A 12,869-nucleotide genomic window follows, 5' to 3' on the forward strand; every position below is an offset into this window, starting at 1 on the left:
GTGTTAATATATATATATCTTATAGTATTTTACATTTAAATTATAAAGTGAGTTGGTAGGGAATGAGTGAATTTCCGTTGAAAACAGATAATGAGATGATTTTAAAAAGACGAAAGAAGAGAAGAGTAAAAAGAGCTTTTATTTTTATGTTATTTTTAATAGCATTATTTTTTACTCTCTGTTTAAAACTTCCTTATTTTAATATTCGGCATATTGAAGTCCATGGAAATAAAAATGTTTTAAGTACTGATATTGTAAACAGATCCGGAATATACGTGGGGAATAATATATTCTATGTTGATTTAAAAGATGCAAACAGCGGAATACTGAGTAATCCCTATGTGGAAGATGTAGTGATAAACAGAGAACTTCCCGGGACTATAAACATAAATGTTAAAGAGAGAGAGGCACTATTCTACTACGAGAGTAATAGAAAGTATTATATCATAGATGGAAATGGTGTTTTGCTTCAAAAGGTAGACAATATAAACAATATGCACTTGATTAGATTAGATGGAATTGATTATACTAAAACGGATATAGGTGAAGCCATCAGCAGTAAAAAAGAGGAAAGAAAGATAAAAATTGTGGCTTCCCTGGGGAATATAATTGTAAATAATAATTTGCCTTTTTCACTTACTTATGTAGATGTGAGTGATTTGCTGGATGTAAAGGCATACTTTAGCAATATATGTATAAAACTTGGCAGCGGGGAGAATTTAGACAAGAAGATGAATAGGGCACTCAACATACTGCTTCAAGAAAAGTTAAATGGTGCCAAGGGATATATAGATGTAAGATTTGATGGTAATCCGGTATATAAAGTAGGAGGATAAAATAGAAATGCGTAAATTTGCGTCACAGATCAGTGTTGCTTTAGTGTGTTGCATACTTGGGTTTATGGTTGCATATCAATTCAGGACATTAATGAAACAGGATGATACTTTAAATTTAAGTAATCAAAATAATACGGATGTCACGGTGACCATAGAACAATATAAAAAGGAAAAGAAAGCCCTGGAGGCAAAGGTGAATGAACTTCAAAATAAAGTGAAGAGTTATGAAGATGCAGCAGCAAGTAAAAGTGATTCCACTAAAAATCTTTTACAGCAGTTAAAAAATACCAGAATACTTACAGGAGAGGTAGATGTAAGTGGACCTGGAATAGTCATATATCTTACTCCTAATGACAATAATTTGTTTGGGGGAAGCGGTGTTGACAATCATATAACTGATAAGGACCTAGTATATTTGGTAAATGAACTCAGGTTTGCAGGAGCTGAGGCCATATCCATAAATGATATAAGGGTTGTTTCCAGGACGGGTATAAGAACTGCGGGAAATTATATACTTATAAATGACAACAAGATATCACCTTCCAGCAGAATAGTCATACAAGCTATAGGAGATAAAAATTTACTGTACAGTGACATGAGCTTTCCAGAAGTGTTTGCAGACATAAAAAATATATGTGATGTTAAGTTTCAAAAGTCAGATAATATAACTATAAAGAAATATAATGGAGCATATAAATTTGAATATGCTAAACCTGTAAAGGAATAATTTAGAGGTGTGATAAAAATATGATAGCGTTTATTGGTCTTATATTGGGAATAATTATAGGAGTGGTATGGAACGTAAATATTCCAGACAAATTTTCACCTTATATGTCAGTGGCAATTTTAGCTTGTTTAGATTCAGTTTTTGGGGCTATAAGAGCTAATTTGTCGAAAAATTTTCAAACTGATATCTTCATATCTGGTTTTTTTGGAAATGCAGTCCTTGCTGCAGGACTTGCTTATCTAGGAGATAAATTGGGAGTGCCTATATACTTGGCGGCAGTTATAGTTTTTGGGGGAAGAATATTTGATAATTTTGCAATTATAAGAAGACAATTATTGGAAAGAACCAAACCACGTCGATGAGGTGAGTTAAATGAAAAGCAGTGAAGCCAATGTATTTGTTTTTATAGCTTCTATAATTATAGGCCTGTTGATATCTATGAACATGAGCTTTACGAAGGAGAATGCCAATAAGAGAGTGATTTTAAGTGCAAAGCAATATCAAGATGCATATAACTATAAAAATCAACTTTACAACCAAATATCTGATCTATCTGAACAGTACAGAGATAACTACAATAAGCTGAAAAAATATGAAGACAATGAACAAAATGAAGCTCAGGTTGTAACGGAAATAAAACAGGAGTTAAATAGGAATAACATGGAACTTGGCAAAGTAGCTGTAGAAGGACAGGGGATAAAGATATTTTTAAATGATGGGGATATGGAAGATGGACTGGATGCTTTTCAATATCAGATGAAATTAGTACATAATACTGATGTAATACAAGTGATGAACGACTTAAAAAATGCAGGAGCAGAGGCTGTTTCAATAAATGGACACAGAATGGTGGACACTTCTGAAATTTATTGCAGCGGGCCCTTTTTAAGGGTAAATGGAGTAAAGATTGCCTCCCCTTTTTCCATTGATGCCATAGGAAATAAGGATGTGCTTTACAACTATATGATGTCGAATGAAAATTATTTAAAAGTACTTATGAATAGAAAAATAGTGGTAGTTGTAACTAAAACCAGCAGCATGAAAATACCGGCCTATAATGGAGATTATAAAGTACAATTTATGCAGAACAAAGACTAAAATATTTTTACAATTTATGCCGTTAAGTTATCTTATATTTTGTTAAAATAATTAAAAAAATAATTAATTTTTGAAGGAATTTTAATTTCTATGAAGAATAATAAAATTATATGTATATGTGTTTAACAACAAAGGAGACGGTATTATTGTCAATTGAGGAAAATTTAAATAGTATAGAAGCAGATTTAAATGGAAAAAAAGTTGTCTTAGTAGCCGTTTCAAAGACTAAACCTGTAGAAGATATACAAACTGCATATAATGCAGGCATTAGGGATTTTGGGGAGAACAAAGTTCAAGAGCTTATGGGCAAAGAGTCTGAGCTTCCCAAAGACATAAGATGGCACTTAATAGGTCATCTCCAGAGAAATAAGGTAAAATATATAGTAGGTAAAGTTTATCTTATTCATTCCTTAGACAGTATAAGACTTCTCAATGAATTGGAAAAGCACTATAGTGCAGAGGGACTAATTGCAAATACTTTAGTTCAAATAAACATAGGCCGTGAGGAAAGTAAAACCGGTATATATGTTGAGAATTTAGAGAGTTTAATAGAGGCTTGCGAAAATTGCACAAGTGTTAAGGTAAGAGGTCTAATGGCTGTAATTCCACAGGGAGATGAGGAAAGCTGTAGATATTATTTTAAAGAAATGAAGTCTATATTCGATAAGCTTAAAGAGAGAAAGTTTAAAAATATAAGCATGAATGTATTATCTATGGGAATGACTCATGATTATAAAATTGCAGTTGAAGAGGGAGCTACTTTAGTAAGAATTGGAGAAGGCATATTTGGAAAGAGAAATTATAATAAATAGGAGGTATTTTTATGGCTGGTAAAATGATAAACAAGATGATGGGATTTTTAGGTCTTGAAGATGATTTAGAAGAAGATGAAGAAGAATTAGATGAAACAGAACAGGTTGATAATAGAAAAGCCAATAGTAACTTCGGTGGAGTAGAACCTATTGTAAATTCTAAAAGGCAGAATAAAGTTGTGAGCATACATACTACTGTATCTGCTAAAGTAAGGATAGTTAAGCCAACTACTTACGAAGAAGCAGCGGACATATGTGATGAACTCAAAAATAGAAAAATTGTAGTTATAAATACCACAGGCCTTGAAACCAAAATAGCCCAGAGACTGCTTGATTTTATGGGAGGTGCGAGTTATTCACTAGGTGGAGACTTAGAGGAGATAGAAAAGGGAGTGTATATACTTTCACCATCAAGTGTAGAAGTGAACAGTGATTTAAAAAGTGAGTTGTCAGGAAAAGGAATATTTGGTTGGAAGTAGACAATAATATAGATGTACTGTATTTAAAATAAGTATTATTTTGGAGGCAAAAATGATAAGCACTACTTTAACTGTAGCATTATCTCTTTTATTTAGGTTTTTGGAAGCTGCTATTATATTGGATGTAATCTTATCCTGGGTCATGCCCGGAAGGGGAAATGCATTTACAGATCTCCTACATGTATTTACTGAACCCTTTATGAGGCCGGGAAGGATGATTCAGCAGAAGATTATGCCGGGGCTTGCTTTAGATTTTTCCCCTATAATAGCTTTTTTTATAATAGACATAATAAGAGGGGTTGTATTTTCTATAATTTAATTTAGAAAGAGATAGATAGTGATCAGAGAAAATGATGAAGAAAGATAGTTTTATAAATAGATTTTATTTTTGTAGTGAAAATTATATGTTGCCTATATATGATAAGTTGGTTTTAGCAGAGCGAAGTCATAAGGTGGTTTATACAGGAGAATTTTGTACACCCAATATATGGGGAGCTCTACAGGATTTAAATGAAGAAATTGGATTGAATATTTATAGTTATGGTATATTTGAAGATGCGGAGAGAAAGATGATGGCATTTTCGGAAGAATCTGTAGAATGTTCTTATCCTGTAAAGTTGTTAGAAATAATTTGTAAGTCGAAATTTACAAAATTAAGTCATAAGGACTATTTGGGAAGTCTTATGTCCCTGGGAATCAAAAGAGAAAAATTTGGAGATTTAATATTGAACGGAAATGGTCTGTGTTATTTAGCTGTCTGTGAAGATATAAGTGATTATGTGAAGATGAATTTGAACAGTGTAGGAAGATGTCCCTGTGAAGTGGGTGATATAGATATTCATACAGAAGAAATTCCCAATTACAACTTTAAAACCTATACCTTAAATGTTTCTTCTCTTAGAATAGATTGTATGGTAAGTTCTCTTTGCAATCTATCCAGAAGCAAATCTGAAGAAATAATTAGACAGGGAAAGGTTCTTCTTGATTATTTGCCTGTAGATAAAAAGGATAGGTTGGTAAAGGAATATTGTACAATAACAGTAAGTGGCTGTGGAAAGTTTAAAATTGCTGGAAAAAGGAGATTTACAGGAACTGGCAGGTACAAGCTTCTTGTAAAAAAATTTAGTTGATTTGAGGTGCTAAGCATGCAGATAAACGCTGAAGAAATAACAAATAAAGAATTTAAAAAAAATCTTAGGGGTTATAATATAGATGAAGTGGATGATTTTTTAGATAAGATAGCGGAGGATTATGAATCACTACAGAAGGAAAATTCTTTTTTGAAAGAAAAGCTTCAATCTGTAGAGGACAAGATAAACCACTATAACAAGATGGAAAATACTATACAAAATACCCTTTTGTTAGCTCAGAATGCTTCTGAACAGGCTAAAGAGAATGCCAAAAAGGAAAGTGAGTTTATACTTAAAAATGCCAATGAAGCAGCTCAGAAAATAATAGACAAGGCTCATAGTGATGTTATTCAAATTAATGATGAATTTGAGAGAGTAAAGCAGGAGTTCGGAAAATTTAGAACTAAATTTAGAAATTTCATGAAGACTCAACTGGAAGTGTTTGATGATATGGAAAAAGATTTTGTGAAAAGCTATGATATAGGTTATGAACTAAGTGAATCTTCTTTAAATGATACTTCTTCAAAAGATGTTCCTATAAAGGAAAAAGAGATAGAAAAGGAAGTTCAAAATACCGAAAAAACTTCTTCAGGGGCAGATAAAAATGAAGTTCAAGAAAGTCAGGATAGAGATGACAATGATAATACTTTGACAGATGAAGATGAGTTGAATGAAATTAAGAATTTTTTTGTTAAAGGATAGAGAAAACCACTCTAAAGTGTAGAGTGGTTTTTTTACATAGAAGATGTACTTGTTATATTTGTTTCAAATTGAGAAAGTTGACAATTGATGTTTGTTTATATATGCTATTAATATGTGTTGTTCAGAATAATCAATGGATAAGTATAAGGAGGTCATTATTTATGATTATAGGAATCATTGGGGCAATGGATGAAGAAGTGAAAATACTTTTATCCCAGCTTCAGTTAAGCAGAGCTCAAGTGAAAGCCAATATGAAGTTTAATTTCGGACAACTTTATGGTGCTAAGGTGGTAATAGTTAAAAGTGGAATAGGAAAAGTGAATTCAGCTATATGCGCACAAATTCTCATAGATGATTTTAATGTAGATAATATAATAAATGTTGGGGTAGCCGGAGGTACAGCAGAAGATATATACCCTGGAGATGTGGTTATAGCTAATAGTTTAGTACAGCACGATGTAGATACATCCGCCTTTGGGGACAAAGTAGGGCAGATCCCTAGAATGGATACATATGATTTTAAGTGTGACAGGAATCTTGTGGAGAAGGCCCAGCTTGCCTGCAGAAAGATAGGGGATATAAGAAGTTTTACAGGAAGAATTGTTACAGGAGATCAATTTATCTGCAGCACTGAAAAGATAAAGTATTTAAATAGTGAATTCAATGCACTTGCCTGTGAAATGGAAGGTGGGAGTATTGCCCAGGCGGCTTATTTGAATAATGTACCTTTTGTAATAATAAGATCTATATCGGACAATGCCAATAATGGTGCCAGCATGGATTATAAAAAATTTGCACCTATTGCTATAAAAAACTCCACTGAGATATTGAAGAATATGATTATGAACTTATAGTTTTTGTCAAGTGATTCTTAGGTTCAGATGGAGTTTGCTTATAATGGTAGCGGTCGGATAGATTATACACCAGGAGGAAAATAATGGAAGTATCTATAATACTACTGGGAATTTTAATAGACAGGATTACTAAGATGTGGGCGGCTCAAAGTCTGGCTCAGGGTTTCCAGGTTGTTATAATAAAAGATATATTTTCATTTCTATATCTGGAGAACAGAGGTGCGGCTTTTGGAATCCTGCAAAATAAGCTTTATTTTTTGGCAGCTATAACAATAATAGTAGTTACAGGCATGATATACTATATGGTGAAACATAGATTGAAATCTATTGTAGTCAGAGTAAGTCTTTCTCTTATAATAAGTGGAGCACTGGGGAATTTAATAGATAGATTGATTTATGGATATGTAGTTGATTTTATTTCGGTTCATTTTAAAAATATCTATTACTTTCCAATATTTAATGTGGCAGATGTTTTTGTAGTAGTGGGAACAATGCTGTTGTTATTTTATTTACTGAAGGAAGAAAAATATGGAAACTAGAGAATTTTCAGTATGCAGCGGAGAGGAAAAAATGCGGCTTGATATGTTTTTGTGTAAACATTTGCCGCATAAGTCCAGAAGCTATGTTCAAAATTTGATAGAAAACAAAAGGGTGAAAGTAAACAAAAAAATAAAAAAAAGTAGTTATAAAGTCAATTGTGAAGATAATGTAATTGTAACACTGCCCGATCCTGTTGAGATGAATATAAAAGAAGAGGATATACCTATCGATATACTTTATGAGGATACAGATATTATTGTAGTAAATAAACCTCAGGGAATGATAGTACATCCTGCATCAGGCGTGTACACAGGTACACTTGTAAATGCACTTTTGAACCATTGCAGTGATTTGTCAGGCATAAATGGTGTGATGAGGCCTGGAATAGTACATAGAATAGATAAGGATACTTCGGGAATACTTGTAGTTGCAAAAAATGACAATGCTCACAACAAATTGGCCCAGCAGTTAAAGGATCACTCTATGACTAGGGAGTATATTGCACTGGTGGAGGGGGTTTTAAAAGAGGATAATGGCATCGTAGATAAGCCTATTGCAAGACATCCTAGAGATAAGGTAAAAATGGCAGTAGTTCATGGGGGTAAAAGGGCAGTTACCCATTATGAAGTCATTAAAAGATTTAAGAGTAATACCTTGATTAAATGTGTACTGGAAACTGGAAGAACCCATCAGATAAGAGTTCATATGGCCTATATTGGCCATCCACTGGTGGGAGATCCGGTATACGGATATAAAAAGCAGAGATTTAGACTAGATGGACAGCTGCTTCATGCTAGAAAATTAGGCCTTGTACATCCTTCAACAGGTAGGTATATGGAGTTTGAGACAGAAATACCGGATTATTTCAAAAAGATAATAGATATAATTGATAAAGGCCATGTTTAACTTATTTCAACCATAATAGGACAGTGATCTGAACCGGTAACTTGAGTTAAGATGGCTGCCTTTTTTACCTTTTTAAGTAGGTTGTTTGATACAAAGTGATAGTCTATTCTCCAGCCTGCATTTCTCTCCCTTGCTTTAAATCTATAACTCCACCAGGAGTATTCTATCTTTTGTGGATTCATATATCTGTAGGTGTCGGTATATCCATTTTTTATGAGCTTGTCTATCCACTGCCTTTCTATGGGAAGGAACCCGGAGCTTTTTTCATTGGCTTTTGCATTTTTTATGTCCATTTCAGTATGGGCAGTATTGTAATCCCCGCATATTAGAAGCTTTTTACTTTTAGATACCAGGAGATTGCAGTAATTTAAAATTGCATCATAAAAGTTCAGTTTGTAGTTCAGTCTTTCCTGGCTCATCTGGCCGTTGGGAAAGTATATGTTAAGCAGGGTAAAGTTTTTAAATTCAATTACGAGGATTCTGCCCTCCGAATCAAATTCTGGAATTCCTATTCCATGTTCTATGGATACAGGTTCAGATCTGCTGTAAACTGCTACACCGCTGTAGCCTTTTTTTTGGGCAAAACTAAAATATGAATGGTATCCACTTATGTTTTTCAATTTATCTTCCAGGGTAGTTTCTTGAAGTTTAGTTTCCTGAACACATAGTATATCAGGATTTTCGTTTTCTATCCATTCAAAAAAGTTCTTTTTTGAGATGGCTCTCAGGCCGTTTACGTTCCAAGAATATATTCTCATAAGTAATATGACTCCTTTTATATAAAATATAGTCCCATGTATATACCCAGGACAGGTTTGACATGGAGCATGGATAACTATCCTATTTTTCTTTTCCTATCCTTTTTATCATTTGAATCATTTAATTCTGCAGCGCTTTTTTCAGGTAATATTAAATTCAGTGCTATTCCGATGATAGATGCAAGAGCAACTCCTGATATCTGCACAGGTGCTCCACCGACACTGAAGTTTATGGAAGCTCCCCCTATACCTATTACTATTATAACAGAAGACAATATGAGATTTCTGTTTTTGCTGAAATCTATCTTTTCTTCTACCAGTACCCTAAATCCTGAAGAGGCTATTATACCAAAGAGAAGTATGCTTACTCCCCCTATCACAGGCATTGGCATATTTTCAATAAGTGCAGCTACGGGGCCTATAAAGGAGAGAATAATGGCAATTATTGCAGCACCGCCTATGACCCAGACACTATAGATTTTGGTTATGGCCATAACCCCTATATTTTCTCCATATGTCGTAGTTGGAGGGCCGCCTGTAAAACCTGCAAATATAGTAGCTAAGCCATCTCCCAGTATTGATCTGTGCAAACCTGGATCTTTGGTGAAATCACGTCCTACTACGTTGTTTGTCACGTAAATATGACCTATGTGTTCTGCTAGAGTTACAAATGAAATTGGAGCCATTAGTATCATGGCATTTATATTGAATTTTGGAAGCATAAAGGGTGGTAGACTGAAAAATGAAGTATTCGCTATGGATTTTAAGGATTGTTGTGGTATAACTCCTAAAATTATTGCAGATATATATCCTACTATTATAGCTATCAATATAGGTATTATTCCAAGAAAGCCCTTGAAATACATACTTCCAACTACTGCAACAGCTAAGGTTATTCCAGAAACGCTCATCCATGCCCACCTTGGTATACTCTGCATTTGAGCTGTTGTATAGGTAGGGTTGAATCCAGACCAGTTTATAGCTGTAGTGGCCAGACTTAAGCCTATTACAATTACTATAGATCCTACTACTACAGGAGGAAGAGCTTTATTGAGCCAATTTACTCCACAGAATTTTATTATAATGGCTACTATTACATATACACATCCTGCAGCTATTACACCGGAAAGCATGGCAGATGGTCCATAATTTTGGGATGCGATGAGTATGGGACTTATAAATGCGAAGGAAGAGCCCAGATAAGCAGGCAGCTTGGCCTTAGTGCATATTATATATATAAGAGTTCCAATGCCGCTGCAGAACAATGCAATGGATGGACTCATACCAGTCAGTATAGGGACCAGTATAGTGGAACCTACCATGGCAAATAGATGTTGGAAACTGAGTGGTATAGTAGTTAATATGGGTAATTTATCTTCTACGTCTACAAAATCTTTCATTTACGACACTCCTTTTTTAGTCTCTCAGGACTATTTTAAAAGTTTTACAGTTCATATATTTTTACTGAATCACTTTTATCTATTTCTGAAATTTCTACAGATATTATTTCTTCCCGGGAAGTAGGTATGTTTTTGCCAACGTAATCAGGTCTTATGGGAAGTTCTCTGTGTCCTCTGTCAATTAAGACCGCCAGCTGTATTAATTTTGGCCTGCCTGAATGAATAATTGCATCCATAGCTGCCCTGGCTGTCCGGCCAGTATAGATTACATCGTCAACTAATATGATCCTTTTATTTTCTACATCTGTTACATCAAATTCTTTTACTACAGGCTGTTCTGAAAGAGTACTTAAATCATCTCTGTAGAGGCTTATATCAACACATTTAACATCCAATTTGACACCTTCAATTTTATAGATATTTTCCGCTATTCTTTCAGCCAGAGGGTATCCTCTCCTTTTTATACCTACAAGCATTATATTTTCCGTGCCCTTGTTTTTTTCCACTATTTCGTGAGATATTCTAGTCAATGTCCTGTCCATAGCCTTTTTATCTAAAATGAGTGCTTTTAGCTTCAAAATATCACCTCCTCCATTGCGAGCTTATAGTTAAAAGTTCGTGTCTTAGTATATTGGGCATAAAGAAAAGCCCTTCTCCATGTGAGAGGGCGTCCATTCTACTTTACCTTACTGATCTCACTGGATCATTTTAAAGGATATATAACCTTGTTTATTATAAAATAATTTTTTTTATATTTCAAGCCATTTTAAATAAATTTTATTCAATCTGTTCTATAGATGGCATTGAAGAATCCACATACAGTGTTTTATTGGTATAGTATATTACCATTCCTGGCTTTGCTCCATTTGGCTTATGTATATTTTTTATAGAGGTATAGTCTACAGCTACTTTTGAAGAGCCTTTAGCTTTACTATAGTAGGCTGCCAGCATAGCTGCTTCTTCCAGAGTTTTGTCTGGAACTGTACCAAAATTTTTTATTATTACGTGTGAACCGGGAATTTTCTTTGTGTGAAGCCATATATCCCTTTTATCTGCAAATTTAAGAGTAAGGTAGTCATTTTGGAGATTGTTTTTGCCCACATATATTTCTATTCCGTCGCTGGAAAGAAATTTCATGGGCTTAGAAACCCTGGATTTATTTCGTGAATTTGATTTTTTTAGTTTAATGTAGCCTGTTGCCATAAGTTCTCTTTTTATTTCTTCAATATCCTCATAGTTATCCAAGTTTTTTATATTGGTAATAACTGAATTCAGATATTCCAGTTCTTCATTTGCCATACTCAATTGTTCACTGGCAGCCTTTTTTGTCTTTTTTAATTTATTGTATTTTTTAAAATAATGCTGAATGTTTTCAGAAGGAGTTTTATTTTCGTCCAATTTTATATCTAGATACTCATTGTTGTTGTAATAATTTTGAACTTTTATATGGGAGAGCCCCTTTTTTATTTTGTAGATATTAGAGGTAAGCAGTTCTCCACAAATTCGATAAACATCTTTATCTAGAGCATCTTTAATATTCTGGTTTAAAATATTGATTTTTTTATGGCAGCGATCTAGATTTATATTTACAAGTTTTTGAAGATCAGAACTTCTGTTGTTCAATCTATCTGCTTTGTCCTTTTCAAAATAAAATTCCTCTACAAGTTTGGAAGGTGAGGAGTAGAGATTTTCTTTATAGCCGTCTAGATAGGTCAGATTGTCGCAATAAAAGTCTTTTACCACAGAACCTTTTTTGTAGGATACAAAGGAAAATTCGTGATTTTTAAGTTTGTTGAAGATCTTATTACTAAAACCATATAGTATAGTTGCACTTGTTTCATCGAAAACATTCAAGGTCTCAGATAGGTTCAATTCCTCCAATCTGTGAAATAACTCTTTTGAATATGAACTACTGACCCCTGTAAATGTCGAGGAGAAAAATTTTTTATCTATGTATTTTATGCGATTTTGTATAAATGTCTTGAATTCGTTTTTAGAAAAACGAAAAGGATTTAATTTATTTGAGGTCGGTGGAAATATATATTTAATTCCGGGGAATAGTGATCTGACGGTATTTATTTCAGGTGTTATGTGTTTTATACTGTCCATGATTAAATTGTCCCTCTGGCGAATTAGGGTAATATTGCTGTGCCTTCCCATTATTTCTACTATTAATGTGTAAATACTGTTAAATCCCAATTCATCAGAACTTTCAAAATCTAAGAATACAACTCTGTCTGTATCCAATTGTCTTATATTGATTAATTTTGAGGAGTTCAGATATTTTCGCAGTACCATACAAAACATAGGGGGCTGCAGGGGGTTCGGTTTATTTTTATCTGTAATGTGAATTTTAGGATATATGGGGCTGGAACTAATTGAAAGTTTATAGTTTTTTCTGTTGTTTTTCATAGTTAATAATATCTCATCCTTTTCAGGCTGATTGACTTTTTCAATGCGCCCTCCCAGCAGTTCACATTTCAATTCTTCTAAAATACTGTATATAAAAATACCATCTAATGCCATAATATCATCCTCTTTCTTATATTCTGTATTGGGTATTTAATAAATTATATCATCTAAAATTTAATAAATAAAGCTGATCGGAAGATTATGTATAGAATATT

Annotated in this window: 16 protein-coding genes; 12 read left to right on the forward strand and 4 right to left on the reverse strand. The window is 33.5% G+C overall.

What is annotated here, in order from left to right:
- Positions 1–62: 62 nt before the first annotated feature.
- From J5G60_RS00560 to J5G60_RS00615, 12 genes are all read left to right on the forward strand, one after another.
- On the forward strand, positions 63–836 hold the full coding sequence (locus J5G60_RS00560) for a cell division protein FtsQ/DivIB (RefSeq protein WP_150356012.1): 774 nt from the start codon (positions 63–65) through the stop codon (positions 834–836).
- A gap of 7 nt (positions 837–843) precedes the next feature.
- On the forward strand, positions 844–1,563 hold the full coding sequence (locus J5G60_RS00565) for a DUF881 domain-containing protein (RefSeq protein ID WP_150356013.1): 720 nt from the start codon (positions 844–846) through the stop codon (positions 1,561–1,563).
- Between the two features lie 20 nt (positions 1,564–1,583).
- On the forward strand, positions 1,584–1,925 hold the full coding sequence (locus tag J5G60_RS00570; RefSeq protein ID WP_150356014.1) for a small basic family protein: 342 nt from the start codon (positions 1,584–1,586) through the stop codon (positions 1,923–1,925).
- 10 nt (positions 1,926–1,935) lie between these two features.
- On the forward strand, positions 1,936–2,661 hold the full coding sequence (locus J5G60_RS00575; protein ID WP_150356015.1) for a DUF881 domain-containing protein: 726 nt from the start codon (positions 1,936–1,938) through the stop codon (positions 2,659–2,661).
- Positions 2,662–2,807: 146 nt separating this feature from the next.
- Entirely contained in the window at positions 2,808–3,473 is a 666-nt protein-coding gene (locus tag J5G60_RS00580; RefSeq protein WP_150356016.1) for a YggS family pyridoxal phosphate-dependent enzyme, read from the forward strand.
- Positions 3,474–3,484: 11 nt separating this feature from the next.
- Positions 3,485–3,952: a cell division protein SepF gene (locus tag J5G60_RS00585; protein ID WP_150356017.1), complete on the forward strand. Its 468-nt coding sequence runs from the start codon at positions 3,485–3,487 to the stop codon at positions 3,950–3,952.
- 52 nt (positions 3,953–4,004) lie between these two features.
- Positions 4,005–4,271 (forward strand): YggT family protein, encoded by a 267-nt coding sequence (locus J5G60_RS00590; protein WP_150356018.1) that lies wholly within the window; start codon positions 4,005–4,007, stop codon positions 4,269–4,271.
- A 31-nt stretch (positions 4,272–4,302) separates the two neighbouring features.
- A complete protein-coding gene (locus J5G60_RS00595) occupies positions 4,303–5,082 on the forward strand; it encodes a YlmH family RNA-binding protein (protein ID WP_236035015.1) in 780 nt (259 codons plus the stop codon).
- A 15-nt stretch (positions 5,083–5,097) separates the two neighbouring features.
- Positions 5,098–5,784, forward strand: coding sequence for a DivIVA domain-containing protein (locus tag J5G60_RS00600; protein WP_150356019.1), 687 nt, complete (start codon positions 5,098–5,100; stop codon positions 5,782–5,784).
- A 161-nt stretch (positions 5,785–5,945) separates the two neighbouring features.
- A complete protein-coding gene (locus tag J5G60_RS00605) occupies positions 5,946–6,638 on the forward strand; it encodes a 5'-methylthioadenosine/adenosylhomocysteine nucleosidase (protein ID WP_150356020.1) in 693 nt (230 codons plus the stop codon).
- An 83-nt stretch (positions 6,639–6,721) separates the two neighbouring features.
- Positions 6,722–7,177 (forward strand): signal peptidase II, encoded by a 456-nt coding sequence (gene lspA / locus J5G60_RS00610; RefSeq protein ID WP_150356021.1) that lies wholly within the window; start codon positions 6,722–6,724, stop codon positions 7,175–7,177.
- A complete protein-coding gene (locus J5G60_RS00615; RefSeq protein WP_150356022.1) occupies positions 7,167–8,084 on the forward strand; it encodes an RluA family pseudouridine synthase in 918 nt (305 codons plus the stop codon). The genes lspA and J5G60_RS00615 overlap by 11 nt, the downstream gene beginning before the upstream one ends.
- On the opposite strand, the gene J5G60_RS00620 is transcribed toward J5G60_RS00615, so the two are convergent.
- The 4 genes from J5G60_RS00620 to J5G60_RS00635 form a co-directional block, all read right to left on the reverse strand.
- Positions 8,081–8,842: an exodeoxyribonuclease III gene (locus tag J5G60_RS00620; protein WP_150356023.1), complete on the reverse strand. Its 762-nt coding sequence runs from the start codon at positions 8,840–8,842 to the stop codon at positions 8,081–8,083. The two genes, J5G60_RS00615 and J5G60_RS00620, sit on opposite strands and share 4 nt — an antisense overlap.
- Positions 8,843–8,919: 77 nt before the next feature.
- Positions 8,920–10,242: a uracil permease gene (gene uraA, locus J5G60_RS00625; protein ID WP_150356024.1), complete on the reverse strand. Its 1,323-nt coding sequence runs from the start codon at positions 10,240–10,242 to the stop codon at positions 8,920–8,922.
- A gap of 44 nt (positions 10,243–10,286) precedes the next feature.
- Positions 10,287–10,820 (reverse strand): bifunctional pyr operon transcriptional regulator/uracil phosphoribosyltransferase PyrR, encoded by a 534-nt coding sequence (gene pyrR, locus J5G60_RS00630; protein ID WP_150356025.1) that lies wholly within the window; start codon positions 10,818–10,820, stop codon positions 10,287–10,289.
- A gap of 199 nt (positions 10,821–11,019) precedes the next feature.
- A complete protein-coding gene (locus J5G60_RS00635) occupies positions 11,020–12,768 on the reverse strand; it encodes an Rqc2 family fibronectin-binding protein (protein ID WP_150356026.1) in 1,749 nt (582 codons plus the stop codon).
- Between the last annotated feature and the right edge of the window lie 101 nt (positions 12,769–12,869).

The organism is Clostridium sp. HV4-5-A1G (assembly GCF_900184915.1).
GTDB classification, from domain to species: Bacteria; Bacillota; Clostridia; order Clostridiales; family Clostridiaceae; genus Clostridium_B; species Clostridium_B aromativorans.